The sequence below is a fragment of the Kitasatospora sp. NPDC041917 genome (assembly GCF_055589745.1).
In genome coordinates this window covers 295,075-320,893 of the sequence record NZ_JBVJBI010000006.1, presented here as the reverse complement: position 1 = coordinate 320,893, position 25,819 = coordinate 295,075, and the positions used below count along the sequence as shown (strand labels likewise).

The 25,819-nt window shown below is 74.7% G+C and carries 24 protein-coding genes and 1 other RNA gene; 14 read left to right on the top strand and 11 right to left on the bottom strand.

The window, feature by feature from the left end; translation table 11 throughout:
• Positions 1-108: 108 nt before the first annotated feature.
• From ACZ6EM_RS10320 to ACZ6EM_RS10310, 3 genes are all read left to right on the top strand, one after another.
• Entirely contained in the window at positions 109-267 is a 159-nt protein-coding gene (locus tag ACZ6EM_RS10320) for a hypothetical protein (RefSeq protein ID WP_465772224.1), read from the top strand.
• Between the two features lie 238 nt (positions 268-505).
• Positions 506-1,888, top strand: a complete 1,383-nt coding sequence (locus ACZ6EM_RS10315; protein WP_465772223.1) for a methyltransferase domain-containing protein — start codon at positions 506-508, stop codon at positions 1,886-1,888.
• A 5-nt stretch (positions 1,889-1,893) separates the two neighbouring features.
• Positions 1,894-2,469 carry a class IV adenylate cyclase gene (locus ACZ6EM_RS10310; RefSeq protein ID WP_465772222.1) on the top strand — a complete coding sequence of 192 codons (576 nt, stop codon included), beginning with the start codon at positions 1,894-1,896 and terminating at the stop codon, positions 2,467-2,469.
• 157 nt (positions 2,470-2,626) lie between these two features.
• Here ACZ6EM_RS10310 and rnpB read toward each other — a convergent pair.
• The 4 genes from rnpB to ACZ6EM_RS10290 all read right to left on the bottom strand — a co-directional run bounded on the left by rnpB (position 2,627) and on the right by ACZ6EM_RS10290 (position 5,435).
• An RNA gene (gene rnpB / locus ACZ6EM_RS10305) (RNase P RNA component class A) lies at positions 2,627-3,024 on the bottom strand.
• Positions 3,025-3,037: 13 nt separating this feature from the next.
• On the bottom strand, positions 3,038-4,519 hold the full coding sequence (locus tag ACZ6EM_RS10300) for a DHA2 family efflux MFS transporter permease subunit (protein WP_401055709.1): 1,482 nt from the start codon (positions 4,517-4,519) through the stop codon (positions 3,038-3,040).
• A gap of 158 nt (positions 4,520-4,677) precedes the next feature.
• Positions 4,678-5,049, bottom strand: a complete 372-nt coding sequence (locus ACZ6EM_RS10295; RefSeq protein WP_465772221.1) for a type II toxin-antitoxin system death-on-curing family toxin — start codon at positions 5,047-5,049, stop codon at positions 4,678-4,680.
• Positions 5,046-5,435, bottom strand: coding sequence for a hypothetical protein (locus tag ACZ6EM_RS10290; protein ID WP_401052195.1), 390 nt, complete (start codon positions 5,433-5,435; stop codon positions 5,046-5,048). The genes ACZ6EM_RS10295 and ACZ6EM_RS10290 overlap by 4 nt, the downstream gene beginning before the upstream one ends.
• A 183-nt stretch (positions 5,436-5,618) precedes the next feature.
• Between ACZ6EM_RS10290 and yaaA the strand changes: the two genes are divergently transcribed.
• On the top strand, positions 5,619-6,404 hold the full coding sequence (gene yaaA, locus ACZ6EM_RS10285; RefSeq protein WP_401052193.1) for a peroxide stress protein YaaA: 786 nt from the start codon (positions 5,619-5,621) through the stop codon (positions 6,402-6,404).
• A gap of 20 nt (positions 6,405-6,424) precedes the next feature.
• Here yaaA and ACZ6EM_RS10280 read toward each other — a convergent pair whose 3' ends face one another.
• From ACZ6EM_RS10280 to ACZ6EM_RS10270, 3 genes are read right to left on the bottom strand one after another with little or no spacing between them, the layout of a single operon-like run.
• The gene (locus ACZ6EM_RS10280) at positions 6,425-7,558 is read right to left on the bottom strand and encodes a bifunctional RNase H/acid phosphatase (protein ID WP_452180904.1); all 1,134 of its coding nucleotides are present in this window, start codon (positions 7,556-7,558) and stop codon (positions 6,425-6,427) included.
• 4 nt (positions 7,559-7,562) lie between these two features.
• The gene (locus tag ACZ6EM_RS10275; RefSeq protein WP_387689403.1) at positions 7,563-8,306 is read right to left on the bottom strand and encodes a zinc ribbon domain-containing protein; all 744 of its coding nucleotides are present in this window, start codon (positions 8,304-8,306) and stop codon (positions 7,563-7,565) included.
• Positions 8,307-8,329: 23 nt separating this feature from the next.
• Positions 8,330-9,166, bottom strand: a complete 837-nt coding sequence (locus ACZ6EM_RS10270) for a Nif3-like dinuclear metal center hexameric protein (protein ID WP_401052188.1) — start codon at positions 9,164-9,166, stop codon at positions 8,330-8,332.
• Positions 9,167-9,911: 745 nt separating this feature from the next.
• Between ACZ6EM_RS10270 and ACZ6EM_RS10265 the strand changes: the two genes are divergently transcribed.
• The 3 genes from ACZ6EM_RS10265 (at position 9,912) to ACZ6EM_RS10255 (ending at position 13,530) form a co-directional block, all read left to right on the top strand.
• Positions 9,912-10,991 carry a protein kinase domain-containing protein gene (locus tag ACZ6EM_RS10265; protein WP_465772220.1) on the top strand — a complete coding sequence of 360 codons (1,080 nt, stop codon included), beginning with the start codon at positions 9,912-9,914 and terminating at the stop codon, positions 10,989-10,991.
• Complete coding sequence (locus tag ACZ6EM_RS10260) at positions 10,988-12,973, top strand: alpha/beta hydrolase family protein (protein WP_465772219.1); 1,986 nt, start codon at positions 10,988-10,990, stop codon at positions 12,971-12,973. The genes ACZ6EM_RS10265 and ACZ6EM_RS10260 overlap by 4 nt, the downstream gene beginning before the upstream one ends.
• 383 nt (positions 12,974-13,356) lie before the next feature.
• Positions 13,357-13,530, top strand: a complete 174-nt coding sequence (locus ACZ6EM_RS10255; protein WP_401052591.1) for a hypothetical protein — start codon at positions 13,357-13,359, stop codon at positions 13,528-13,530.
• Positions 13,531-13,696: 166 nt separating this feature from the next.
• Here the strand turns inward: ACZ6EM_RS10255 and ACZ6EM_RS10250 are convergent, their stop codons facing one another.
• Complete coding sequence (locus ACZ6EM_RS10250) at positions 13,697-14,779, bottom strand: alcohol dehydrogenase catalytic domain-containing protein (RefSeq protein ID WP_401052594.1); 1,083 nt, start codon at positions 14,777-14,779, stop codon at positions 13,697-13,699.
• 285 nt (positions 14,780-15,064) lie between these two features.
• On the opposite strand from ACZ6EM_RS10250, the gene ACZ6EM_RS10245 reads away from it, so the two are divergent.
• The 4 genes from ACZ6EM_RS10245 to ACZ6EM_RS10230 all read left to right on the top strand — a co-directional run bounded on the left by ACZ6EM_RS10245 (position 15,065) and on the right by ACZ6EM_RS10230 (position 19,268).
• Complete coding sequence (locus tag ACZ6EM_RS10245; protein ID WP_359896888.1) at positions 15,065-15,718, top strand: class I SAM-dependent methyltransferase; 654 nt, start codon at positions 15,065-15,067, stop codon at positions 15,716-15,718.
• Between the two features lie 137 nt (positions 15,719-15,855).
• A complete protein-coding gene (locus ACZ6EM_RS10240) occupies positions 15,856-17,097 on the top strand; it encodes a hypothetical protein (RefSeq protein WP_465772218.1) in 1,242 nt (413 codons plus the stop codon).
• Between the two features lie 7 nt (positions 17,098-17,104).
• Complete coding sequence (locus ACZ6EM_RS10235; protein WP_465772217.1) at positions 17,105-18,175, top strand: N-acetylmuramoyl-L-alanine amidase; 1,071 nt, start codon at positions 17,105-17,107, stop codon at positions 18,173-18,175.
• A gap of 187 nt (positions 18,176-18,362) precedes the next feature.
• Positions 18,363-19,268 (top strand): hypothetical protein, encoded by a 906-nt coding sequence (locus ACZ6EM_RS10230; protein WP_359896883.1) that lies wholly within the window; start codon positions 18,363-18,365, stop codon positions 19,266-19,268.
• Positions 19,269-19,418: 150 nt separating this feature from the next.
• Here the strand turns inward: ACZ6EM_RS10230 and ACZ6EM_RS10225 are convergent, their stop codons facing one another.
• The 3 genes from ACZ6EM_RS10225 to ACZ6EM_RS10215 all read right to left on the bottom strand — a co-directional run bounded on the left by ACZ6EM_RS10225 (position 19,419) and on the right by ACZ6EM_RS10215 (position 22,701).
• Complete coding sequence (locus ACZ6EM_RS10225) at positions 19,419-20,480, bottom strand: prenyltransferase/squalene oxidase repeat-containing protein (protein WP_380352536.1); 1,062 nt, start codon at positions 20,478-20,480, stop codon at positions 19,419-19,421.
• A complete protein-coding gene (locus ACZ6EM_RS10220) occupies positions 20,477-21,220 on the bottom strand; it encodes a class I SAM-dependent methyltransferase (RefSeq protein ID WP_401049646.1) in 744 nt (247 codons plus the stop codon). The genes ACZ6EM_RS10225 and ACZ6EM_RS10220 overlap by 4 nt, the downstream gene beginning before the upstream one ends.
• Positions 21,221-21,390: 170 nt before the next feature.
• Positions 21,391-22,701: a glycosyltransferase family 4 protein gene (locus tag ACZ6EM_RS10215; RefSeq protein WP_465772216.1), complete on the bottom strand. Its 1,311-nt coding sequence runs from the start codon at positions 22,699-22,701 to the stop codon at positions 21,391-21,393.
• Positions 22,702-22,957: 256 nt separating this feature from the next.
• Between ACZ6EM_RS10215 and ACZ6EM_RS10210 the strand changes: the two genes are divergently transcribed.
• The 3 genes from ACZ6EM_RS10210 (at position 22,958) to ACZ6EM_RS10200 (ending at position 25,800) form a co-directional block, all read left to right on the top strand.
• Positions 22,958-23,554, top strand: a complete 597-nt coding sequence (locus ACZ6EM_RS10210; protein ID WP_359896874.1) for a TetR family transcriptional regulator — start codon at positions 22,958-22,960, stop codon at positions 23,552-23,554.
• A gap of 123 nt (positions 23,555-23,677) precedes the next feature.
• Entirely contained in the window at positions 23,678-25,099 is a 1,422-nt protein-coding gene (locus ACZ6EM_RS10205; protein WP_452178918.1) for a prenyltransferase/squalene oxidase repeat-containing protein, read from the top strand.
• Entirely contained in the window at positions 25,099-25,800 is a 702-nt protein-coding gene (locus ACZ6EM_RS10200; RefSeq protein WP_465772215.1) for an SCO2322 family protein, read from the top strand. Before ACZ6EM_RS10205 ends, ACZ6EM_RS10200 begins: the two co-directional genes overlap by 1 nt.
• The last annotated feature ends 19 nt before the right edge of the window (positions 25,801-25,819 follow it).

The following is a 25,819-nucleotide window of genomic DNA, read 5'->3' as shown; positions in this document are numbered from 1 at the left end:
TAGGGAGCTGTAGTGGCGGTTCGCAAGAGGTCTCACGCGGTGATCTATCAGCCGAAGGCCGGCGAGGTCGTTAGGGACCGCGCCAATCTCGGTTGCGAGGGCGTCTACATGGAGACGAGGGGAGGTCTGATCTACCTCCGCCCCCGTCGCGGCGGCATCGAGTGGACCACCTTGCCCGGCGAGGTCGAGCAGGTTGGGCCGACGCCGGAGCTGCTTCCCGTCTACGGCCCCGCCCGTACGAGGGCCCAGAAGGGGCTCGCCTCGTGAGGCCCACACGCGCGGTCGTCATCGGCCGTGCTCTTCGCTCTCTGGTCACGGAACCACGCAACACCCTTGCGTGGATGTGGGGCGTGTACCTCCAGTTCACCTGGCCCGTGACGATGTTCAGCTCGTCTCGGCGCCGGCTCGCACGGCGCTACCGGCTACGGCGGAAGCTCGACGCCGCCCGAGCACGGGACTCCAAGTAAGCGATCCAGCAAACCAACTCAACTTCTGGGGTGGACAGTTGAACGGATCGAAGTTCGCCACCGAGTCGAAGACGGATGCCGGCTACCTCGACGTGGCCGCGAACGCGCATGGGGAGGAGAAGGGCTTTCTGGCCTACCAAGCCCTCCAGCGGGTTCGGAGCGACCGCCCGAAGGCGGTCGAGATCGGGCCGGGTGGCGGCTCGGCGGTCATCTTCCTTGCTTCGCAGCTCGCTACCGGCGGCGGCACGCATCGAGGTGTGGACCTCACGCTTGTCGAGGTTCCCGGCGTCGTTTCGGCCTCGCTCAACGAGGCGATGACCGAGTTCCAGAAGGTCGGCACGGTCGAACTCGTCAGCGGGTTCGCCCAGGACATCGGGACGCTGCTGCCGGAGCCCGTCGACGTGATCAGCGCGTCCGCGCTGCTGCACGAGGTCTACAGCTACGGCGGCGGCTACAACGGGCTCCACTCGATGATCCGCACCATCCCGACCGTGCTCCGGCCGGGCGGCCTCTTCGCTTACCGTGACGTGTACGCCGTCGACGGTACGTCGCTGCATGAACGCTCGGTGCAGACCTTCGCCGCCAGGTCTTGGATTCAGTTCCTCCGCATGTTCTTGCCGCAGTACCTCCAGGAGGGAACGCACCCGTACCACGGCGCCCACGACGAGGTGGTCACCCGCCAGGACTCCCGCATCGTCCCCGTCGGTGAGCTCGCGACCGGAACGGCCGCGTTCGTCTCCGCGCCGGTCGGGATCTTCCGCGAGGTCCAGCGGCACTACATCACCTTCCGGGACCACATCTGGCGGTCCGGGGCCCTCGGCTTCGTGCCGTTCCTCGACGGGCAGATGGCAGCGGACTGGATCGACGCCCGGACGGGGCACAAGCGGGTGCACTACCGCCTGACGGACGCCGAGTGGCTGCCCGAGTCGCAGAAGCGCATGATGCACGCGCTGAGCGAGCGCTACGGCGATCACTTCACGGTTGACGGAGACATCTTCGACGAGTGCACGGACATCGCGCTCTCACAGTTCCTCGCCACGGCGGAACGTGGCGACAGGGAGTGCCGGGTGATCTGGGAGCACTGGACCACCCGGGAGGGACGCGAGACCTACGCCTACATGACGCTCGACGCGCTGCTCGCCGCGTTCGCGGCCAGTTCCACCGAGTCGAGCCGGCCGGACCGGACCGTCCTGATGCCGGTGCAGGTGGCGGACGTGACCCAGCGGGATCGGGGCTACTACAACCGCTACTTGCGGCGGGCCCTCCCGAACCCGCTGCGCGACGCGAAGCAACTGGTGCTCTTCTCGAACATTCCGCTCAGCGATTCGGACACCTTGGGGAGGGCGATGGACTCGGTTCAGCGCTGGTGCAGTCACGCGAGCCTGGCCCGAATGTACGCGGCGGTGAACTCGGGAGAATGACCGGCATGACAGAAACCACTGAGGTGGAACGCAAGCGGGAGCTTCCCGACGACGGCAGCAGCATCACGCGACTGCTCTCCGAACTCGGTTACCTGACGGAAGCGCCCGTGACCGAGGAGGACACCTACTACAGCAGGCTGGACGTCGACTACCTGGAGACTGTCGAGTGCCTGCGGGTTCGGCGGCGGGGCGACTTCGCTGAGATCACCTACAAGCCCGCTTCCAACGGCACCACGCACCGCGAGGACGACATGGTGTCCAAGGTCGAGACCAACGCGATCCTCGCCGGGGCCGCTCAGGCGATCAGCGCCGAACGGCTTCTTCTCAACATCGGTATGCGGGAACTGGTCCGGGTGGTGAAGACCCGCGTCACCCACCGCCACCCGGAGATCCCCGGTGTCTCCGTCAGCATCGACACCGTGGCTGGGGCGGGTGTCTTCGTGGAGACGGAGGTGATTCGGGCCGCCCCGGACGGCGCCGCTGAGCTGGTCGAGGAGATCGAGAAGGCCCTGGGCATCGTCGGCCACCCGACGGTTTCACTCCCCTATCGTGACCTGGTTCTCGGGCAGACGGAGCGGTAATCCGGTCGCGATCACCACCACACCATCGCCACAGAGCGCCGGGAAACGGCCCCGAACGGGCAGAGCCACCCTGGATCGACACCCCGGGGTGACCCAGAGAAAGAGGCCCCTTGACCTGCTGTTTTGCAGGTCAAGGGGCCTCATCCAAGCTAGGGGGCGGAAGAGTCGGCCTGTACGCCGGGTTCTGTCTCCCGGGTTGCTTGCGCGGCCCGGGGAGGCGGCCATCCATCTAGGGCTGCCGTTGCCGACAGCCTCGTGCGGTCCACCCGCGGACTCGGGCGAGCAGCCTTCAAACGTCCGCGCACGGTGCCCGAGGGCACCGATCTTGACCTTGCTCCAGGTGGGGTTTACCTAGCCGGCCGAGTCACCCCGGTCGCTGGTGGTCTCTTACACCACCGTTTCACCCTTACCCACCACGAAAAGCGGTGGGCGGTCTGTTTTCTGTGGCACTGTCCCGCGGGTCACCCCGGGTGGGCGTTACCCACCACCCTGCTCTGTGGAGCCCGGACGTTCCTCGGCGGGTCTGGGACCCGTCGCGACCGCCCGGCCGACTCTTCCGCCGTAGTGGTCATGGTAGCCGCTCGGGCGGCGCCTCCCGTACACCGGACCGGACGGCCGGCGGCTCGGCGCCGAGGCGGGCGGCCACCCTGGCGGCCGTCGCGCTCGCCCAGGCCGTGGTGGTGACCAGGCCCAGGACGAGGACGGCGCCGCCGAGGCCGACCAGGATCCACCAGCCGGCGTGGCTGGCCCGGGCGAAGCCGGTCGCGACCGGCCCGACCACCGCCGAGGCGACGACCGTGCCGATCACCGCCACGCCCAGCGACTGGCCGATCTGACGGCTGGTCGAGGCGACCGCGGCCGCCACGCCCGCCTGGGCGCGCGGCATGCCGGACACCGCGGCGTTGGTGATCGGCGCGTTCACCATGCCGAAGCCGAAGCCGAACAGCCCGTAGGCGACCAGCAGCAGGGCGGGCGGGGAGTCGGCGGCGAGCCGGGTCAGCAGCAGCCCGCTCGCGGCGAGGCCGAGCCCGGCCGCGACCAGCGGCAGGCGCGGGCCCCGGCTCGCGACGATCCGCCCGGACAGCGGCGCGCAGACCAGCATCATCCCGGCCATCGGCAGCGTCCACAGGCCGGCCTCGACCGGGCCGTAGTGGCGGACGTCCTGGAGGTAGAGGGTGTTGAGGAAGAGGAAGCCCCCGAGCGCGGCGAAGGCGCAGACCGCGGTGACGGTGGCGCCGGTGAACGGCGCGCTGGCGAAGAACCGCGGGTCCACCAGCGGCTCGGCCACCCGGCGCTCCCAGAGCGGGAAGGCGATCAGCGCGGCCCCGGCGGTGAAGGCCAGCGCGAGGATCAGCGGGGACGTCCAGCCGTTGGCCGGCCCCTCGATGATCGCGGCGGTGCCGCAGCCGAGCAGCACGATCATCAGCAGCTGCCCGACCGGGTCCAGCCGGCGCGGCCGGGGCGCCCGGGACTCGGGCACGAAGCGGGCGGTCAGCGCGATGGCGGCGAGCGCCACCGGGACGTTGATCAGGAAGATCGACGGCCAGCCCGCGCCGTCCACCAGGAAACCGCCGAGCAGCGGGCCGAGCGCCATCGAGATGCCGACCACGCCGCCCCAGACACCGATCGCCCGGGCCCGCTCCTTCGGGTCGGTGAAGGTGTTGGTGATGATCGACATCGCCACCGGGTTGAGCATCGAGCCGCCCACCGCCTGGAGCGCCCGGAACGCCACCAGCCAGCCCAGGCTCGTCGCCTGGCTGCACAGCAGCGAGCCGAGCGCGAAGCAGACCAGCCCGGTCTGGAACACCCGGCGGCGACCGAAGCGGTCGGCCACCGAGCCGAACAGCATCAACAGCGAGGCCAGCACCAGGGTGTAGGCGTCGATGATCCACTGCAGCCCGGACGCCGGGGCGCCCAGGTCCCGCTGGATCACCGGCAGGGCGATGTTCACCACGGTGTTGTCGAGGCCGACGATGAACAGGCTCAGGCAGCAGATCGCCAGGACGAGCAGACGGCGGCGGGAGCCGGGCGCGGGCCCGGGCGCAGGCACGGGCGCGGCGGCGGCGCGGGGCTGGGGGGCGGGCACGGACCGATCCTCCCACCGCGAGGCGGCCCGGGGCGGGTTGGCGGCGCGTCCGGGTGGCGCGTCCCGGGCCTCGCCGCCCCCGGCCGGAGGGGTGGCGCGGCCCGGGAGCCCCGGCAAGGGGCTCACCGCCCCAGCAGGGACTTCAGGTCCTTGGCGGCGAGCGCGACCGCGTCGTCGTAGCCCCCGATGGCGAGCCGGAGCATGAAGGCCACGGCGTCGTCCGGGTGCGGGTCGGTGTACGGCTCGCCGTTGTAGTCCAGGAACAGCAGCATCGCCTCGAAGGCGGTGCGCTTGTTGCGGTCGATCAGGGGGTGATTGCGGGCCAGGCTCTGGCCGAGGGCCGCCGCCTTGGACCAGAGGTCCGGGTAGGCGTCCTCGCCGAACAGGCTCGCCTGCGGGCGGGCGATCGCCGAGAGCAGGCCGCCGAGGTCGCGGACGGTCTCCGGACCGCCGGCGAGGTAGGTGACGTCGTCGAGGTCCAGGTACTCGGTCACAGGTCCTTGAGCCTCTCCAGCGTCTCCGCGTTGGCGGTGCGGATCCGGGCCACCATGGCCGCCCGGCGCTCGGCCCTGCTCTCCCGACCGGCCTCCCGACCGGCCTCCCGACCGGCCTCCCGACCGGCCTCCGGAGCGGTCGGCCCGGTGAGCGCCCTGGGGACGTCGGACTGGCGGACCTCGAAGGCGAGTTCGGCGGTGTCCGCGCCGTCCGGCGCCCCGGTCACCCGTACCCGCCCGGCCATCACCGCCTGCGCGGCCGCCCGCAGCGCGAACTCCAGCGCCGTCCGGGTCTCGGCCGGCAGGCCGGCGGGCAGGCGCACGGACAGGGACTCCTCCACGGCGTCGTCGTCGCCGGGCACCAGGTCCAGGGGTCGCAGGGTCATCGCACTCACTCTCCTCGCCGCTCACCGTACTGGTGAACGCCCGGGTGCCCCACCGAATTGCCTGCCGCGCCCGCCCGCCCGCTGCGGGGCCAGGGCAAGGGGACGGTCGCGAGGGCGGGGTCCGTACGGCGGGCGCAGTAGGGTTGCGGGGTTCGTGTGCCACAGATCGTCGAGGAGTCCGCTGTGCTGGTGCTGTTGCCGCCCTCGGAGGGCAAGGCCGGATCCGGGGACGGCGGGCCGGTGGCGCTGGAGCGGCTGTCGCTGCCCGGGCTGACGGCGGCGCGCGGCGCGGTACTGGACGCGCTGGTGCGCCTGTGCCGGGGCGACGAGGACACCGCCGCCGAGGTGCTCGGTCTCTCCCCCGGCCTGCGCGGCGAGATCGCCAAGAACGCCGGACTGCCGACGGCCGGGGCCCGCCCGGCGGGCGAGGTGTACACCGGGGTGCTGTTCGACAACCTCGGCCTGGCCACCCTGGACGCCGCCGCGTACGACCGGGCCGAGCGCTCGCTGCTGGTCTTCTCCGGCCTCTGGGGCGCCGTGCGGATCTCCGACCGGATCCCGTCCTACCGCTGCTCGATGGGCGTGAAGCTCGCGGAGCTGGGGGCGCTCGGCGCGTATTGGCGGAGCGTGACGGCTCCCGTGCTCCCGGAGGTCGCGGACGGGCTGGTGCTGGACCTGCGCAGCTCCGCGTACGCGGCGGCGTGGAAGCCGGCCGGCGAGGTGGCCTCCCGGACCGCGACCGTCCGGGTGCTCCAGGAGCGCGACGGCAAGCGCACCGTGGTCAGCCACTTCAACAAGGCGACCAAGGGCCGGATCGTCCGGGACCTGCTGCTCGCCGGGGCAGAGCCGAAGACCCCCGGCGAGCTGATGGACGCGCTGCTGGAGCTGGGCCACCAGGTCGAGCTCGCGGCGGAGGGCACGGCGCGCAAGCCGTGGCAGCTGGACGTGGTGGTCACGGACGTGCACTGAGCACGTCCGTGACCGGTGGGTCAGCGCAGGTGCGAGGTGTCGTTGAGCAGCCGCAGCGAGGCGTTGCCGTCCGCGTAGTACTGGACGGCGCAGATCGAGGCGGCGGACAGCTCCATCCGGTACATGGAATCCGGCGGGGCGCCGATCGCCAGCCGGACCAGGGTCTTGATCGGGCTGACGTGCGAGACCACCAGGACGGTCTTCCCCGCGTACCGGGCGAGGATCTTGTCCCGGGCGACGCCGGCCCGGTGGGTGAGCGTGGTGAAGCTCTCGCCGCTGCCGGTCGGCCTGGCCTTGGCGGAGCCGAGCCAGGCGGTCAGGTCGTCCGGGTACCGCTCCCGCACCTCGGCGAAGGTCAGGCCCTCCCAGTCGCCGAAGTCGACCTCGCGCAGCCCGTCCTCGTACCGGACCTCCAGGCCGAGCCGGGCGGCGACGGTCTCGGCGGTCTGCCGGGTGCGGCGCATCGGGGAGGCGACGACCGCCTGGACGCTGCCGCGCGCGGCCAGCGCCTCGGCGGCCCGCTCGGCCTGCCAGCGGCCCTTGTCGGAGAGCTCCGGGTCGCTGCCGCCGCTGCCGGAGAAGCGCTTCTCCGGGGTGAGCGGGGTCTCGCCGTGACGCAGCAGGACGAAGGTGGTGGGGGTTCCGAGGTCGGCCGGGGCCGCCCAGCCGGCCTTGGGCGCGGCGGTCTCCAGCGGGGGTTCCTCGACGGCGGCCGCCGGCTTGCGGGGCTCCCACTGGCGCCCGGCCTTGCCCGCGTCCATCGCCTCGTTGGCCAGCCGGTCGGCGTCCTTGTTCCGCTCGCGCGGGATCCAGGTGTACGTGACCCGGGCGCGCGGGAAGACGGTGCGCGCCTCGGCGGCGAGCGGCTGCATGTCCGGGTGCTTGATCTTCCAGCGCCCGGACATCTGCTCGACGACCAGCTTGGAGTCCATCCGGACGTCCACCGAGGCGTCCGGGTCCAGCTCGCGGGCCGCCTTGAGCCCGGCGATCAGGCCCTTGTACTCGGCCACGTTGTTGGTGGCGTGGCCGATGAACTCGGCGGCCTCGGCGACGATCTGCCCGGTGTCCCCGTCACGGACCACCGCGCCGTAGCCGGCCGGCCCCGGGTTGCCCCGGGACCCGCCGTCAGCCTCGACGACGAAACGCGCCGTCACCGGCTCAGACGCCCGAGTCGGAGGTGCGGACCAGGATCCGCGAGCAGTTCTCGCAACGGACCACCTTGTCGGCCGGCTCGGCCTTGATGGCGTTCAGCTCGGTGATGGAGAACTCGGTGCGGCAGCCCTCGCAGCGGCGCTGGTAGAGGCGGGCCGCGCCGACGCCGCCCTGGGTCTCGCGCAGCTTGGCGTACACCTTCAGCAGGTCGGCGGGGATGACGGTGGCGACGGTCTCGCGGTCGCGCTTGACCTTGTCGGCCTCGCCGTCGATCTCGGCGAAGGAGGCGTCGCGGCGGCCCTCGGCCTCCTTGAGCACGATGGTGGAGTGCTCCAGGCGGGCGGACAGCTCCTCGACCCGGGTGTTGGCGCTCTCCTGGCGCTCCATGATCTCCAGCACGACCTCCTCCAGGTCGCCCTGGCGCTTGGCGAGCGAGCCGATCTCGTGCTGGAGGTTCTCCAGGTCCTTCGGCGAGGTGATCGCGCCGGAGTCCAGGCGCTGCTGGTTGCGGGCGGCACGGGAGCGGACCTGCTCGACGTCCTGCTCGGCCTTGGTCAGCTCGCGGGCGGTGTCGCCCTTCTGGGCCTCGGCGGCGACGACGAGGTCCTTGAGCGCGGTGTGGTCGGCGGTGGCCTTGTCGATCTCGGCGTGCTCGGGCAGGCTCCGGCGCCGGTGGGCCAGCTGGTCGAGCTTCGAGTCGATGGCCTGGAGGTCGAGCAGGCGGATCTGGTCGGCGGGCGCGGCGTTCAAGCGGAGAGCTCCTGTGAATCGGGTCAGGCGGTGAAGGACATGGGGGCGTGCGCGGTCCACGGGTCGGTGACCCGGTGGGAGACCTTGGTCTCCACGGCCCAGCCGCGCGTGTCGGCGACGGCCAGCAGGGCCCGCTCGGCCAGGGTGAGCCAGGGCCACTCGGTGGCCCAGTGGGCGGCGTCGAGCAGCGCGACGGGCGCCGCCTCGGCGGCCTCGGAGGCCGGGTGGTGACGCAGGTCGGCGGTCAGGTAGGCGTCCACGCCGGCCGACCGGACGTCGGCGAAGAGGCTGTCGCCCGAGCCGCCGCACACCGCGACCCGGCTGACCAGCCGGGTCGGGTCGCCGGAGACGCGGACGCCGGCGGCGGTGGCGGGCAGGCCCTTCGCCACCTGCGCGGCGAAGTCGGAGAGGGTCAGCGGGGGTTCCAGCAGGCCGATCCGGCCGGTGCCGCGGCGGCCCAGCGGGTCGGTCGGGTCCGGTACCAGCGGGCCGGTGACCCGCAGGCCCACCGCCTCGGCGAGCGCGTCCGAGACGCCGGGGTCGGCGTGGTCGGCGTTGGTGTGGGCGACGTGCAGGGCGATGCCGTTGGTGATCAGCGTGTGCACCACCCGGCCCTTGAAGGTGGTGGCGGCGACGCTGGTGGTGCCGCGCAGGTAGAGGGGGTGGTGGGTGACCACGAGGTCGGCGCCCCACTCCACGGCCTCGTCGACGACCGCCTGGACGGGGTCGACGGCGAAGAGCACGCGGTCGACCTCGGCCTGAGGGTCCCCGCAGACCAGGCCGACGGCGTCCCAGGACTCCGCCCACTGCGGCGGGTAGACCTCTTCGAGCGCGGTGATGACGTCGGACAGTTTCGGCACCTGTCGAGACTACCGTGCGCGCGGGCGCGGTCGGGCCTCGGCCGTTCGGCGGGCTGCCGGGGGAGTCGCCGCGGCTGTTCGGACGCGGGAGCTGTGGGCGTACGGGTGCGCGTCAATCTGTGACGGGAGGCGCCCGACGGGCCCGCGCGCTCCGTACGCGGCCGCGCGCCGGGCACCCGTTACTCACAGCAGGGTTCTCGTACGAATTCGAAACCACGCCTTGATCACCCTTACGAGTGAAGTGACCGGCTCTGCGTTGAGGCTTCGGTTGGCTCGAAAGTAACTTCACTCCTGCGAACGGGAGTTGCACCGGCGGCAGCCACGACCCGGAGTCGGGCGGATGCCGCGCGGGCCGGACGGGATCCGGGTGGGCACTCCGTGCCGGGGCGGCACCGCCGCCCCCTCCGGGGAAACCGATCGGGCCGGGCCGCCGCGCCGGGTGCCGCGAGCAGTGGGCACCCGGCGCGGCGGCGGAGACGAAGGGATGTGGTGGCGAATGAGGGCGGGCACATCGCTGCGTGCGGCCGGGGGCAGGGGATCGGTGGAGCGCGGACCGGATGCGGCGGGTTCGTGGCCGGAGACGACGCGGGCGGCACTGACCGGTGCCGGAGGCCGGGGAGGCGGCGGTGACCGGGACGTCACCGCTGGCGGCTTCCGGCGCACGGCCAGGCCGCCCGCGTCCTCGCCGCGCGTTCCTGCCCCTTCTTCCGGCGCTGCCCCTTCTTCCCGCAAGGCGCTTCCCTCCGTGCCTGCCCCTTCTTCCGCTTCCGCCGCGGCCCCTTCGGCCGGGGCGAAGCGCCGGGGCGGGGTGCTGCTGGCCGGGCGGTACGCGCTGACCGCCGCCGTCCGGCACGGCGCGAAGGGCGGGGTGTTCCTCGGCCGGGAGGTGTCGAGCGGTGCCGAGGTCGTGGTCAAGCAGGCCCGGGCGCACACGGGGGTGGACCGGGCCGGCACCGACGCCCGCGACGCGCTGCGGCACGAGGCCGCGCTGCTCGCCCGGCTGGCGGGGCAGGGCCTGGCGCCGCTCGCCGTCGAACTGATCGAGCAGGAGGACTCCGTCTTCCTGGTGCAGGAACGAATCGCCGGGCAGCCCCTGGACGACTGGGTGGCCGCGCGGCTGCGGCGCGACGGCAGCCCCGACGTCGGCTGGGCCGAGGCCGGGCCGATGGCGCACGGACTGCTCGACCTCGTCGAACAGGTGCACACCCAGGGGCTGGTGCTGCGCGACCTCTCCCCCGGCAACGTCATGGTCCGCCCGGACGGCACGCTGCGGCTGGCCCACCTCGAACTCGCCGCCGAAACCGGACGGCCCGCGGGCTCGGCCGGCGCCCCCGGCTACCGCGCCCCCGAGCACGGGCCCGGCCGGCTCGCCGCCGCCGACCGCAGCCGCGTCGCCGATCCGGCCGTCGACCTGTACGCCCTCGGCGGACTGCTCTTCCTGCTGGCCACCGGCCACGACCCGCTGCTGTCCGAGGACCTCCCGCAGGCCCGCCCGGTCGCCGAACGCCTCGGCCGCTGGCTCGCCCTCGCGGCCAGGACCGGCGGGACGGCCCGGCGGCTGGCGCCGGCGATCCTCGGGCTGCGCGCCGAGCATCCGCGGCAGCGGTGGGGAGTGGCCCGGGTGCGGGCGGCGCTGCGCGACGACCTCCTGGTGCTCCCGGACGGGGCCGGGGCCTGCCGCGCCCCCGGCTACGGCACCGGCGCGGCAGGCCCGCCGGCCTTCCTGCCGCGGCTGCGCCACGGCGGCCCCCGGCTCCGGCCGGACACGACAGGCCCGTCCGGCGCCGCGCGCCCGGCCGGCACCACCGGGGTGAGCGGAGCATGAACGTGGCCACCCGGACCGTGACCCAGGCCCTGCGCCGGCTGAGCTTCGCCTTCGCCGCCGACGGCAGCCACGCCGCCTGCCTCGCCTCCTCCGCCGACAGCGGCTGGTACGTGGAGAGCTGGCGGCTTCCGCAGGACGGCGGGCCGGCCGCGCCGACCGCACTGGCACTGCCCGGCAACCGCTCGGAGAGCCTGCGCTCGCAGCTGGTCGCCCTGCCGGACGGCTCGGTGCTGATCTGTCGGCACGACGGCGACCGGCACGACCTGGCCCGCCTGACGCCGGGCGCAAGCTCCGCCGTGGAACAGCCGTTGGGTGCGCTCAGGATGGCCGGACTGCGGGTGCTGCCGCTCCCGGCACCGGCCGGGCCGCGGACGCCGGTGGCGGTCGCCCTCGGCAGCGACACCCGCCCGGCGACCACCGCCTGGCTGGTGCGGACGGACGGCAGCGAGCCCGAACAGGTCGCCGAGATCCCCGGGTTGCACGGCGGCGGCACCTGGCTGGACCGTACGGGCACGCTGCTCGCGCTGGACCGGGTGAACGACGGCCTGGTCCGCAGCGTGGTGCTCGACCTGCGCACCGGCCGCACCACCCCGCTGCTGGAGATCGGCCCGCACAGCAACGACCGCCTCGTCCTGTTCGACCCGGAAAGCCGGTTCGCGATGGTGCGCAGCGACGCGCCCGGCACCGACCGGCTCGGCTGGGGCCTCCTCGGCACCGGGGAGCCGCTGCGGTTCCCGGAGTGCCTGCACGTCGCGGGCATGCTCCTGCGGCCGGTGGCCCTGCGGGTGGCGGCGGACGGCCCCCGGGTCGCGGTGCAGATCGACCACGGCGCGGGCTCGACACTCGCGCTGTGGCGGCCCGCCGCCGGACGGCTGGACCCGCTGCCGGCGCCGCCCGGGCGGCTCGGCGCGGTCGGCCACTGGGGCGAGGCCGGGCTTCGGCTGCCGTACTCCTCGCCCGACCATCCGACGGCGCTGGCCACCCTGGACGTCGACGCGCTGCTGGCGCACGGCCCGCTCCCGGCCGCCTCCGCCCCGGTACCGCTGCCGCTTCAACTCGCGCCGCTGGCCTCGGGGTTGCCCGGCCCGTGGCGGGACACCGTCCTGCCCTGGCAGCCCGGCGGGATGCGCCCGGTACGGACCACACCGCCCGGCTGGCGGCTGGACGGCAGCACCCCGCCCGGCGACGGCGGTCGCTGGCAGCCCGCACAGAGCCTCGAACTGGCGGGCTCCGCAGGCCCGTTGGAGGCCGTGGTGTACGGCGGGGACACCTGGCTGAGCAGCCCGCACCTGGTACTGGCGCTGCACGGCGGCCCGGCGGACGCCTGGCGGCTGGAGTTCGATCCGGCGCTGCAGCGGATGGCCGCCGAGGGCCTGGCGGTGGTCGCGCCCAACCAGCGCGGCTCCACCGGCTACGGCGTGGCGCACGCGCTGGCCATCCGGGGCGCCTGGGGCGGCCCCGACCTGGACGACGTCCTGTACCTGCTGGACGGCATCGCGGGCCAGCGCGCCGCCCTGGGCCTGGAGCCGCCCGCCCTCTTCGGGGTCAGCTACGGCGCCTTCCTGGCGCTGCTGGCGGCCGCGCACGCGCCGGCCGGGCAGGTCGCCCGCTGCGCGGTGGTCGCACCGTTCCTGTCCGGCGCCCGGCTGCTGGCCGAAGCGGCGCCCCCCGTAGGGGCGTTGGCCACCCGCCTGGGAGGTGGCGAGCCGATCGCCGACGCCCGCGGACCGCGCGACGTCCTGCAACTCGCACACCGGCTGAGCGCGCCGCTGCTGATGGTGCACGGCAACCGGGACGAGGTCGTACCGGTGAGCCAGTCCCGGTCACTGCGGCACGAACTGCTGCGGATCGGCCGGGTCGAGGGCGAGGACTTCCGGTACGTCGAGGCGGCGGGCTCCGGGCACGAGGTGCTCGCCGACGAGGGCGCCGCCGTCCTGCACGAGCTGCTGGCCACGTTCCTGCGGACCGGCCGTCCGGGCTGATCCGCCGCCCGCCCGCCGAAGCTCACGGACTCCCGGATCCTCCCGCGCGGCCGGGCGGCCCCGACGCCGCGCTGGGCGATCCGAGTGAACTCTCCGCAGGTGGGCGCGGGCTGTCGGCCCGGCCCGGCGACCCTCGGGCACCGCCCCGGTCCACCGCGAGCCGGTGCGCCGCCGGCCCGGCTCCGGGCCCCGGACCAGCACGGGACTCGCGTCAGGATCTCGATAGGATCTCGCCCGTCCCGGCCGTTATGGTGGCCGGGGCACGGGCCGTGATCACCGGCTACGGGCGCGTACCGAGCACCCGATCGGGGACCCGACCGTGCGCCACCGGCGCCGGCCGGGCGCCGATGACCCGCACCCTCCGCACGGAAAAGACGAATCTCATGTCCGACACCCTCACCGACACCACCGGACCCGCGGTTACCGGGACCGACGCCGACGAGAAGACGGCCAAGGACACCGGGTCGCACGGCCGCCACCGCGGTGGCTCCGCCGCCGACGACAGCCCGGAGACCGACCCGCACGGCCGCCACCGCGCGGCCGGCGCGCGGGGCTGACCGCACCACCACCAGGGCGTCGGCACCAAGGGCACCGCGCAGCAGCACCGCACGGCGGTGCCGCGCCCGAGGGCCCGCCCGGGAGATCACGGACTCCCCCGGCGGGCCCTCGCTCTTCCCCGCCCGCCCGGCCGTCCCCGGATCCCGCCCCGGCCCGGCCCGGCCCTCAGTCCATCGTGACGACCGTCCGCAGCGCCTCGCCGCTGCGCATCTGCGCGATCGCCTCGTTGACGTCCGCGAGCCCCACCCGGTGGGTGACCATCCCGTCGAGGTCGATCCGCCCGGCCCGCCAGAGGTCGACCACCAGCCCGATGGTGCGCGTCACCGTCGCCCCGCCGTACAGCGAGGGCAGCAGGCGCTTCTCGTTGAAGAACAGCTCGCCCATGGTGAACTGGGCGAGGTCGTCCTGCGCGCCCGCGCCGATGACCACCACCGCGCCGCCGCGCCGGGCGGCCTCGTAGCCGGCCCGGACGGTGGCCGCGCGGCCGACCGCCTCGAAGACGTAGTCGAAGCCGCCGCCGGGCAGCTTCTTGGCCGCCGCCTTCAGTTCCTCGGGCGCGATCGCCTCGGTGGCGCCGAAGGCCAGGGCGCGCTCGCGGCGCGAGGCCACCGGGTCGACGACGGTGATCCGGCCGGCGCCGCAGACCCGGGCGCCCTGCACGGTGGCCACGCCGACCCCGCCCGCCCCGATCACCGCGACGGAGGCGCCGGGCTCGACCCGGGCGGTGTTCACGGCGGCGCCGATGCCCGTGGTCACGCCGCAGCCGATCAGCGCGGCGGCCTCGTAGGGGAGGTCGGCGGGCACCTTGATGACGGCGTTCGCCGCGACCACGACCTCCTCGGCGAAGGCCCCGGTGCCGTAGAAGCCGGAGGCGTTCAGCTCGCCCTCGGCGATCCGGAAGCCCGGGGCGCCGAGGGCGCGCAGGCTGGCGATGCACAGGTGGCCGCGGTCCCGGCGGCAGTGGTCGCAGCGTCCGCACGGGGCCATCCAGCAGAGCACCACCCGGTCACCGGCGGCGAGGCCGGTGACGCCCTCGCCCACCTCCACCACGTCCCCGGCGCCCTCGTGCCCGGGGACGAACGGCGCGGGCTGCGGCAGCACGCCGCTCATCGCGGAGAGGTCCGAGTGGCAGAGGCTGGCGGCGCGCATCCGGACCCGTACGGTGCCCGGCCCGAAGCCCACGGCCGTCACGTCCTCGCGGACGTCGAGGGTCTCCTGGCCGGTCTTGTGCAGGACGGCTGCGCGCATGGTGCTGCTCCCGGGGTGCCTGGTGTTCCTCGGATCGGCGGTCGCGCCGATTCTGGCACGGGCGGCGCGGCGCGACGAGAACGCGTTCCACAACGACCGGCCGGCGGAACTGTGCGGATTCACCGTCCTTCCACCACCGGAACACGCCATGATCACCACCGTGTCGATACCCCCGCTGGCGTCCCCACCGACGTCGTCGCCGATGTCCCCGCCGCTCTCCCCGCCGCTACCGTCGAGTAGGGTCCGTGCACGTCCGCCCGCGTCCCGACCCCCGAGGAGCACCGCATGTCCGACCTGCTGCTGAGCGCCGAGCCGGCGCCCGAGGTGCTGGCGGCGTTCGAGGAGGCCACCGGGTTCATGCCGGTGGACGAGGGGCTCGCGCTGTACGCGGCGGCGGTGGCGGTGGCGCGCGGCACCGGGCTGCCGGTGCTGGAGATCGGCACCTACTGCGGCCGCTCGGCGATCCTGCTCGCGGCGGCGGCGCGGGAGGCCGGGACGGTCGCGCTGACCGTCGACCACCACCGCGGTTCGGAGGAGCAGCAGCCCGGCTGGGAGTACCACGACTCGACGCTGGTCGACCCCGAGGTCGGGCTGATGGACACCCTGCCGAGGTTCCGCCGCACCCTGCACGCCGCCGGGCTGGAGGAGCACGTGGTGGCGCTGGTCGGCCGTTCGCCGCGGATCGCCGCGCTGTGGGGGCGCCCGCTGGGCCTGGTGTTCATCGACGGCGGGCACACCGACGAGCACGCGACCGGCGACTACGAGGGCTGGGTGCCGCACCTGGCGCCGGAGGGCCTGCTGGTGGTGCACGACGTCTTCCCGGATCCGGCGGACGGCGGCCAGGCCCCGTACCGGGTGTACCTGCGGGCGCTGGCCGAGGGCTTCGAGGAGGTCTCGGTGACGGGCTCCCTGCGGGTCCTGCGCCGAGCCGCCCGGTAGCGCGTTCGTTCCCGCGTCCCCGCACCGATGCTCTAACGTCGTGCCAGGGCTGTCGGGCGGGGGTTCGAACGGTACGGTGGCCGCGCAGCACCAGGCAGAGCGCAGGGCATCGGCGGACGGTGGGGGCCAGCAGCGACATGACGGACCAGCAGAACAGCGCTCCGGCGGTCTGGGACCCCACCGCGCGCGGCGGCGCCGGCGGCTGGGTGCGCGGCCCGCAGCGCCCGGCCGAAGCGCAGTCCGCCCCCGGGGCACCCGTCGCCCCCCAGCCTCCCGCAGCCCCGCAGTCCACGGCTCCGCAGGCCGCCGCCCACCCCGGCCCGATGGCCCCGCCGTCCGTGCCCGGCGCCGTCGGCGACCAGGGCCCGCCGCTGGGCGCCCGCCCGTACCTGGCCGCCTCGCCCGGCTACGATCCGCCGACCGCCCGCCTGTTCCCCGCCGCCCCGCCGCCCCCGGCCGCCCCGCCCCCGGCCTCGCCGTTCCCCTCCCATGCGGGTCCGCAGTCCCACGCCCCGCAGCAGGCGCCGCAGCAGGCCCCCGGCTACGACTACCTCCTGCAGCCGCCCGCCGCCCCGCCGCAGTCCCCGTACGGCGCCCAGCCCCCCTACGGCACCCAGCCCGACCATCCGACCGGCCACGGGGACGACGAGGACCGGCCCACCAGCCGCAGGACCCCGCTGCTGATCGGCTCGGCCCTGCTGCTGGTGCTGGCGATCGGCGGCGGCCTGCTGTTCGCCCTCCAGGGCGGCGACAAGGACGACCGGGCCGCGCCCGCCCCGGCCTCCGCCCCGGCGACCGGCCCGGACAACCTGCCGCCCGCCCCCGCGCCCACGGGCACGGACGGCGCACCGAGCGCCGCCGCGAGCGCCTCCGGCTCGCCCACCGGCACGCCGTCCCCGACCGCGACCGGCCCCGGCCCGGCCGCCGGCACGCAGGCCCAGGCGCTGGACAGTCTGCTCAGCGAGGGCGAGAACGCCAAGGCCCCGATCGGCAGCGCCGTCGCCAAGGTGACCAGCTGCCCGCCGAAGGCCGACATCGAGAGCGCCGCGCAGGACTTCGACAACGGCGCGAGCCAGCGGGCCGCCCTGCTGGCCAAGCTCTCCCAACTGACCGTCACGGACGTGCCGGGCGGCGCGGACGCGGTGAACTCGCTGAAGTCCGCCTGGCAGCTGTCGGCCGACATCGACAAGGCGTACGCGAGCTGGGCGCGCGCCGTCGCCGCCCAGGGCTGCACCGGCAGGGCCCCGGCCACCCCTGACAAGAAGCGCGCGGACGAGCTCAACCCGAAGGCCACCCAGGCGAAGACGGACTTCATGACCAAGTGGAACGTGATCGCGAAGAACTACGGTCTGACTCCGCGCACCCAGGACAGGATCTGACCGACCAGTGACCGGTTCCGCCGCCCGACCGCCCCGCCGCTCCGCCCTGCTGCGCGCCACCACGGCCGCGGCCGTGGCCGTTCCGCTCTGCACGGCGGGCTGGTTCGGCTGGCGGGCCCTCGACCACTCCGGCCCGGCGGGCGCCGCGGCGGCCCCGGCCACGTCGTCCCCGGCCACGTCGCCCCCGGGCTCGGCCCCGGCCGCCGAACCCCCGGCTCCGACCACGGCTCCGACGGCCACGGACCAGCCGGCCACGGACCAGCCGGCCGCCACCGGCACACCCCTCACCCCTCCGGTCGCGCCGGCGCCCACCGACAGCGGCCCCACCGGCGGCGCCCCCTCGGCCGGGCCCCCGGCCCCGCCCGCCGACACCGCCACCGGCCTGGCCGGCCGCACCGTCCTGCTCGACCCCGGCCACAACCCCGGCAACTCCGCCCACACCGCCGAGATCAACCGCCAGGTGGACATCGGCAACACCCGCAAGGAGTGCGACACCACCGGCACCGAGACCAACGCGGGCTACTCCGAGGCCGAGTACACCCTGGACGTCTCCCGCCGGGCCCGCGCCATCCTGACCGCCCGGGGCGCCAAGGTGGTGCTGGCGCAGGACGGCGACCGCCCCTGGGGCCCGTGCATCGACGAACGCGCCCGCGCGGGCACCGACGCGCACGCCGACGTCGCACTCTCGGTGCACGGGGACGGCGGCCCGGCGAGCGGCAGCGGATTCCACGTGATCATGCCCGCCAGGGTGGTGGCCGGAAAGGCGGACAACGCGGCCATCGTCGATCCCTCGCACCGGCTCGGCCTCCTGCTGCGCGAGCGGTTCCACGCCGCGACCGGCGAACCGTACGCGGACTACATCGCCAAGGACGGCCTGGACACCCGCTCCGACCTGGGCGGCCTCAACCTCTCCACCGTCCCCAAGGTGTTCATCGAGTGCGGTAACATGCGCAACTCGACGGACGCGAAGCGGATGACGGACCCTCAGTGGCGCCAACAGGCGGCCCAGGGGATCGCCGACGCGCTGACCGCGTTCCTGACGACCCAAGAGAAGACCGAAGAGCGACACGGGAGTTGAACCGCACACCCCCGGAGGACGACGCTCCGCCCGGACCGCACGGTTTGCAACGACTTCGCCCCATTCCCGGTCCCGCCGTGCACCGGCAGGACGGTTGGGCCTAGGCTTCTGGTCCGTTCGGGAGTTTCGGCCGGTCGGCCCGACCGCACGAACCACCGTCCACGACACGTCAACGAGGGGAACGTTAGTGAATCTGCGCGCTCTCACCAGGGGAGACGCCGCCGTCGCAGGCGCGGCCGTCCTGCTCTTCATCGCCTCCTTCCTGCCCTATCTGGCCGCGGACTGCAGCGGTCGGCTCTGTGCGGACGCCTCAAAGAACGCGTGGAGCACCGATCTGTTCCCCGTCCTGCCCTCGATCTACCTGCTCGGCATCGTCGCCGCCGCGCTGATCCTGGTGCAGCGCTTCCAGGGCCAGGCCGCGGCCAACCGACAGGTCCTCGGCCTGCGACTGGACCAGTGGGGCATCGCCTTCGCGGTCGCCGCGCTGTGGACCTCGGTCTGGTCCCTGGGCGCCAGCCCGTACGGCCCGAACGTCAGCCACGGCTTCGGCGCCTGGCTCGGCTTCATCGCGCTGATCGTGCTCGCCGGCGCGGCCGCCGCGAGCCCCCTGGTGCCCGCACTGAAGGCCCCGCTGGTCTCCGACCGCCCGGCGGCCGTCCCCGGCCAGTACGGCTACCCGGGCCAGCCCGGTCACCCGGGTGCGCCCGGCCAGCCCGGTCAGTACGGCTACCCGGCCCAGGGCCACGACCCGGCGTTCGGCGGCCAGGGCGGCTACGGCTACCCGGGCGCCGGCCAGCCGCAGCCCGGCCAGCCGGTCCAGCCGCACGACGCCGGCACCCCGGTGCCGCAGCCGGCCCCGGCCGCGCAGCAGCAGGCGGCCGCCCCGGCGGCGGACTTCCAGCCGTTCTGGTTCGCCGTCCCGGCCCCGCGCCAGCTGGCCCCGAAGGACAACCCGGCCGGCGCCCCGGTCGGCGAGGTCGTGCCGGGCACCTGGTACCTGGCCGTCGAGCAGCGCGGCGCCGCGCTGGTCGCGCAGCTGCCGGACGGCAGCCAGGGCGTGCTGGCCGACACCACGGGCATCCAGCGCGGCTGACGCCCGCGGGCGCGTACCGCGAGGGGCGGGACCGGTTCTCCGGTCCCGCCCCTTCCGCTTGAGCGCTCGCCTTCCGTACGCGTACTCGACCGCCGTACGCGTCCGACTGCGCGTCCGACTGCGCGTCCGGCTACCGCACGCGCGTCCGGCTCAGCAGCAGTCCTCGACCACCAGCCCGGCCGGCAGCTGCTCCCCGCCGAAGACCGAGACCGTCGCCGGGTCCCCGCCGAGCGCGGCCACCGCGAGCAGCAGCGCCCCGGCCGTCCAGGTGGTGCGCTCCTCCGGCCAGATCGCGTCGTCCTCGAAGACGTACCCGGTCCAGTACGAGCCGTCCTCGTGCCGCAGGTGCTTCTGGATCCAGCGCAGGATGTCCACCGCGCGGTCGGACTGGCCGATCGCCCAGAGCGCGAGCGCCAGCTCGGCGCTCTCCCCGCCGGTCACCCACGGGCGGTCGCTGACGCAGCGCACGCCGAGGCCGGGGACGACGAAGCGCTCCCAGTCCCGCTCGATCCGGGCCACCGCCGCGTCGCCGCGCAGGCCGGTGCCGAGCACCGGGTAGTACCAGTCCATCGAGTATCGGTCCTTGTCCAGGAACCGCTCGGGGTGGTGGGAGACGGCGTGCCCCAGCCGCCCGGCCGCGAGCTCCCAGTCGGGCTGCGGCTCCTCCAGGTACTCGGCGACGGCCAGGCCGCAGCGCAGCGCGTGGAGGATGCTGGACGAGCCGGTGAGCAGCGCCTCGTCGGTGGCGGTGCCGTCCTCGGAGACCCGCCAGGCGATCGGGCCGCCGGGCAGCCGCAGGCCGACGATGAAGTCCAGGGCGCGCCGGACGACCGGCCAGATCCACTCCAGGAAGGCGTCGTCGCCGGTGCTGAGGTGGTGGTGCCAGACCCCGACCGCGACGTACGCGCAGAAGTTGCTCTCCTTGGCCCGGTCGGTGACCACGCCGTCGGTGTAGGCGGCGTACCAGGAACCGTCCGGGTTCTGGGCGGCGGCGAGCCAGCGGTAGGCGGCCTCGGCGGCGGCGTGCTCGCCGGCCGTGTCGAGGGCCATCGCGGCCTCGGTGTGGTCCCAGGGGTCGAGGTGGTGGCCGGCGAACCACGGTATGGCGCCGTCGGGGCGCTGCTCGGCCAGGATGCTGCGGACGGTGTCGGCGGCCTGCTCGGCGTCGAGCACCCCGTCGAGCAGCAGCACCTCGGGGACGGCGGCGGTCATGCCGTCCTGCCCGGCGCGCGGTTGGGCTTGGAGGCGTACGCGACGAAGCTCTTGCCGATCACCGGGTTGAGCGCCCGCTCGGCGGCCTTGGTGAGGCTGCTGATCACCGGGGTGCCGACGATGTCCCAGACCAGCAGCTGGTGGTACGCCTTCACCGGCAGCGCCTTGTCGTTGTCGACGCCGACCGCGCACTTGATCCACCAGTACGGCGAGTGCAGCGCGTGCGCGTGGTGGGTGCCGTACGGCTCCAGGCCGGCGTCCTTGAGTTTGCCGAGCAGCTCGTCGCCCCGGTAGATCCGGATGTGGCCGCCCTCGACCTCGTGGTACTCGTCGGACAGCGCCCAGCAGATCTTCTCGGGCAGCCAGCGAGGCACGGTGACGGCGAGCAGGCCGCCCGGCTTGAGGACCCGGAACATCTCGTTGAGCACGCCCTTGTCGTCCGGGATGTGCTCCATCACCTCGGAGATGATGATCTTGTCGAAGGACTCGTCCTCGAACGGCAGCGCCAGCGCGTTGCCCTCCATCGCGACCGCCGACGCCCCCTCGGGGGCCTCACCGGCCTGCTCCATCGCCGCGAACCACTTCCTGACCTCGGCGATCTCCCCGGCGTTCTGGTCGAGGGCGATCACGTTGGCGCCGCGGCGGTAGCACTCGAACGCGTGCCGGCCCCCGCCGCAGCCCAGGTCGAGCACCCGGTCGCCAGGGGCGAGCGGGAAGCGCGAGAAATCGACGGTCAGCACTGCTGGACTCCCATTCCTATTGCTGCCAAGCGTTCTTGACGCCTCGTCAGGCCTTCGTTCAGCACGTCGCACTGCGCCGGGCGGGCCCCGACCCGCCGTCACCGACCCGCCGTCACCGGCCGGGCGGCCGACCGGGACGGCGCCGCCGGCCCGTGCGCGTCGACCGGGCCCTAGGCCACGTACCGCCAGCCCGGCCCCGAGCGGGCCCGGGCGCCGACGCCGGTGGCGATCGCCGCGCGGTAGGCCTCGGCGGTCAGCTCGGCGGCCCGCTCCCAGGTGAACCGGGCCAGCACCCGCCGCCGTCCGGCCGCGCCGAGTCCGGCCCGCAGCTCGGGGTCGTCCAGCAGCCGGCCGAGCGCGGCGGCCAGCACGTCCGCCTCCCCCGGCGGCACCGCCAGGCAGGTCTCCCCGTCCGGCCCGGCCACCTCGGGGATCGCCCCGCCGGTGGTGGCGACCAGCGGGGTGCCGGTGGCCATCGCCTCGGCGGCGGGCAGCGAGAAGCCCTCGTACAGGGAGGGGACGCAGGCCACCTCGGCCGAGCGGTAGAGGTCGACCAGCTCGCGGTCGGTCAGTCCGCTGCGGAACTCGATGTGCCCCGCCAGCCCGAAGCGGCGCACCGCCTCGGCCACCGGCCCGTCCTCCTTCTGCGGCTTGCCGACCACCACCAGGTGGGCGTCCCGCTCGGTGCGCACCTTGGCGAGCGCCTCGACCAGGAAGACCAGGCCCTTCAGCGGGACGTCCGCGCTGGAGGTGGTGACGATCCGGCCGGGGACGCGCCCGATCTCCGCCGAGGGCGACCAGAGCCGGGTGTCGGCGCCGATCGGCACCACCGAGATCGCGTCCGGCGCGGCTCCCAGGTGCTCGGCGATCTCGCGCTGCGAGGTCCCGGAGACGGTGATCACGTGGTCCAGCCGGGCGGCGACCCGGCGCTGCATCCGGGTGAAGGCGTACCAGCGGCGCAGCGAGAGCCGCTTGCCCCGGGTGGTGGCGGCGTCCAGCTCCAGCTGCCGGTCCACGGTGATCGGGTGGTGGATCGTGGTGACCAGCGGGAAGCCGTGCCGGGCCAGGCCGAGCAGGCCGTAGCCGAGGGTCTGGTTGTCGTGGACCACGTCGTAGCGGCCCTTGTGGGCGGCCAGGTACCGGCGGGCGCGCAGCGAGAAGGTGAGCGGCTCGGGGAAGCCGCCGGTGCGCATGGTGGCGAACTCCAGCACGTCCACCGGGCCGCGGAACTCGCCCCGGGCCGGGGTGCGGAAGGGGTCGTCGGCGCGGTAGAGGTCCAGGCTGGGCAGCTCCACCAGGCGCACCGAGCCGGGGCCGTCGACCTCGTCGAGCACCGGGTAGGGCTGGGCGCCGATCACGTCCACGTGGTGGCCGAGCCGTGCCAGCTCGCGGGAGAGGTGTCGTACGTACACGCCCTGACCCCCGCAGAAGGGGTCACCGCGGTACGACAGCAGGGCAATCCGCAGCGGCTGCGCGGTCATCCTGGGCCCTCTTCTCTAGCTGCTATCGGTGCTGCCGGTCGTGCTTCCGGTCGCTAAAGTAGATCAGGTTTCAGTGGCTGGGGAACTCGTCGTCGACCACGTGAACCATGAGAGACCTCGAAGATACCGGCCCGTAGCTTTTCCCCAGGAGCCAGGGCTGGTGATTCCCGCCACGCCGAATCCTGCCGACCATGTGGAGCACGCCGCCACTCTCGCCCGCCCGGGAGCACCCTTGCCGCCACCCCCTCCTTCGACGTTGCCGCCGGTCTCCCCTCCGGGCGAGCCGCCGCTGACCGCGCGCCAGGCCGAACGGCGCCGGCGCATCCTGCGGGCCGCCACCGCACTGGCGGTGCGCGGCGGGTACGAGGCGGTGCAGATGCGGGAGGTCGCGGAGAGCGCGCAGGTCGCCCTCGGCACGCTCTACCGGTACTTCCCGTCCAAGGTGCACCTGCTGGTGGCGGTGATGCTGGAGCAGCTGCAGGGCCTCCACGAGCACATCCGGCGCCACCCGCCGACCGACCTCGAACCGGCGCTGCGGGTCGCCGACACCCTCACCCGGGCCTTCCACGCGCTGCAGCGCGAACCGCTGCTGGCCGAGGCCATGGTCCGGGCACTGTCCTTCGCGGACCGCTCGGTCGGGGCCGAGGTGGACCAGGTCAGCGTGGCCACCGGACAGCTCATCCTGGACGCGATCGGCCAGTCCGGACCGCCCACCGGGAGCCAGCGCGCGGCGGTACGGGTGATCGAGCACACCTGGCACTCGGCGCTGGTCGCCTGGCTCTCCGGCCGCGCCTCGATCGCCGAGGTACGGGCCGACCTGCACACCGCGGCCCGGCTGCTCACCCTGCCGTGAACCGTCCTCCTCCCGCCGCCGACTGGAACCTGTTCCTGCCCGCCCCGGGCCGCTCGTCGTGCTCCGGCGGCTAGAGTCGACAGTCGGCACAACTCGATCCCGCTCCTCCCCCGGGGAAAGCCGGTGCGAATCCGGCGCCGACCCCGCAGCCGTGAGACCGGCGCCGCCCTCGGCCGCCCGGACGAGTCGGAGCACCCGGGGAGGGGCGAGCGGCCCGTCCGGACGCACGCGCCCGGCACCGTCGAGGACTACGGAACGGCCCCGACCGGGCCACCACCGCTCACCGAAAGGCACACCCGCACCATGCTGACCGCCGCCCGCCTGGGCGCCGCCGCCCTGTCCGCCGCGCTGCTCACCGGCGTCGCCGCCGGCCCGGCCCTCGCCGACGTCTCCCCGCCCACGGTCCCGGACGGCCTGTACGGCAAGAGCGACCCGACGTACGACGGCGTCTGGCGGCAGTCCCTCGCGCTCACCGCGCTGGCGGCGGCCAAGGTCACCCCGGCCGACTCCGCGGTCGGCTGGCTCACCGGCCAGCAGTGCGAGGACGGCGGCTGGCCCTCCTACCGGAACGCCGGCACCGCCTGCGACCCCACGTTCGAGGACAGCAACGCCACCGCCGTCGCCGTCCAGGCCCTGGTCGCCCTCGGCGGGCACCAGGAGGCCGTCGACAAGGGCGTCGCCTGGCTCAGGACCAACCAGAACGCCGACGGCAGCTGGGCCTACAACCCGGGCAACCCCGGTGACGCCGACTCCACCGGGCTCGCCGTCAACGCGCTGTTCGCCGCCAAGGCCGACCCGGCGGGCGTCGCCAAGGCCGGCAGGTCCGCCTTCGACGGGCTCGCCCTGTTCCAGCTCGGCTGCGCCGCCCCCGCGGACCAGCGCGGTGCCTTCGCCTACCAGCCCGACCCGGCCGGCGGCACCCTCACCCCGAACGCCCTGGCCAGCGGCCAGGCCGCGCTCGCCGCCGGCGGCGGCCACCTGCCGGTCGCCACCTCGGTGCACGCCGACTCCGCGCCCAAGGCCCTCACCTGCGCCTCCGACGCCGCGGCCGCCTCCGCCCCGGTCCCGCACGCGGACTCCGGCGAGGCCGTCGGCGCCTACCTCACCGCCCAGCTCGCGGCCGGCGGCGACCACCTCACCCTCACCACCCCCGGCGCCGCCCCCACCCCGGACTACACCGCCACCGCCTGGGCCGCCCTCGCCCTCACCCAGAGCGGCCACCCCCAGCAGGCCGCCGGCGCCGTCGACTGGCTCACCAAGGAGGGCGCCACCTGGACCAAGGGCGGCACCGACGCCGGCGCCACCGCCACCCTCCTGCTGGTCGCCCAGGCCGCCCACCGCGACACCGCCGCCCTGACCGGCCAACTCACCGCCCTCGGCCCGACGCCCAAGGCCGCCGAAGCCGCCGCCTCGGCGACGGAGGCCCCGAAGGAGAAGAAGGACGGCGGCATCGGCCAGTACTGGCTCATCGGCGTCGGCCTCCTCGTCGGCATCGGCGGCGGCCTCGTGCTCAGCCTCCAGCGCAAGCGCACCCCCCACCTCTGATGCGCCCCGCACCCCGCCCCGCCCCGGCGGGCGCCGACGTCCGCACCCGCCGGGCCGTCGCCGCGCTGCTCCTGCCCCTCCTCGGGGCGGTGCTGGTGCTCACCTCCGCCGCCCCCGCGCAGGCCGCCGGCTACCGCTACTGGTCGTTCTGGCGCGGCGCCGAGGGCGGGGCCTGGACGTACCAGCAGCAGGGGCCCGCCGTCGCGGTACCGCCGGACGGCTCGGTGGACGGGTGGCGGTACGCGCTGAGCCCGGACGGCGGGCAGGACGCCGCGCAGCCCCGGACCGCCGGGAGCTTCGCGGAGATCTGCGCGGACACGCCCGCCCAGGAGGGCCGCAAGCGGGTGGCCGTCGTGCTGGACTTCGGGACCGCCGAGGACGCCGGTTCGTCCGCCGCCCCGGTGCCCGGGCAGCGGACCGCCTGCGCCGCCGTCGCGCCCCGCGCCACCTCGGCCGAGGTGCTGGCCGCCGTCGCCCCGCCGCTGCGCTACGACACCAACGGGCTGCTGTGCGCCATCGCCGGGTACCCGCAAGCGGGTTGCGGCGACCGGATCGGCGCGGCGGGCGCGGCCCGGACCGCCGACCAGGGCGGCGGCAGCAGCGGCAGCGGCCCCGACATCGGCCTGATCGCCGGTGGCGCGCTGCTCGCCGTCCTCGCCGGCGGTGCCGTCCGGCAGGCGCGCCGCCGCCGTCACTCCTAGTCCCCCACCCAGGAAACAC

Coding starts and splice junctions, on each gene's coding strand:
- ACZ6EM_RS10255 (WP_401052591.1), top strand. CDS start 13,357: ATGTCCGACACCCTCACCGACACCACCGGACCCGCGGTTACCGGGACC.
- ACZ6EM_RS10225 (WP_380352536.1), bottom strand. CDS start 20,480: ATGACCGCCGCCGTCCCCGAGGTGCTGCTGCTCGACGGGGTGCTCGAC.
- ACZ6EM_RS10260 (WP_465772219.1), top strand. CDS start 10,988: ATGAACGTGGCCACCCGGACCGTGACCCAGGCCCTGCGCCGGCTGAGC.
- ACZ6EM_RS10320 (WP_465772224.1), top strand. CDS start 109: ATGGAGACGAGGGGAGGTCTGATCTACCTCCGCCCCCGTCGCGGCGGC.
- ACZ6EM_RS10245 (WP_359896888.1), top strand. CDS start 15,065: ATGTCCGACCTGCTGCTGAGCGCCGAGCCGGCGCCCGAGGTGCTGGCG.
- ACZ6EM_RS10290 (WP_401052195.1), bottom strand. CDS start 5,435: ATGACCCTGCGACCCCTGGACCTGGTGCCCGGCGACGACGACGCCGTG.
- ACZ6EM_RS10200 (WP_465772215.1), top strand. CDS start 25,099: ATGCGCCCCGCACCCCGCCCCGCCCCGGCGGGCGCCGACGTCCGCACC.
- ACZ6EM_RS10310 (WP_465772222.1), top strand. CDS start 1,894: ATGACAGAAACCACTGAGGTGGAACGCAAGCGGGAGCTTCCCGACGAC.
- ACZ6EM_RS10215 (WP_465772216.1), bottom strand. CDS start 22,701: ATGACCGCGCAGCCGCTGCGGATTGCCCTGCTGTCGTACCGCGGTGAC.
- ACZ6EM_RS10250 (WP_401052594.1), bottom strand. CDS start 14,779: ATGCGCGCAGCCGTCCTGCACAAGACCGGCCAGGAGACCCTCGACGTC.
- ACZ6EM_RS10240 (WP_465772218.1), top strand. CDS start 15,856: ATGACGGACCAGCAGAACAGCGCTCCGGCGGTCTGGGACCCCACCGCG.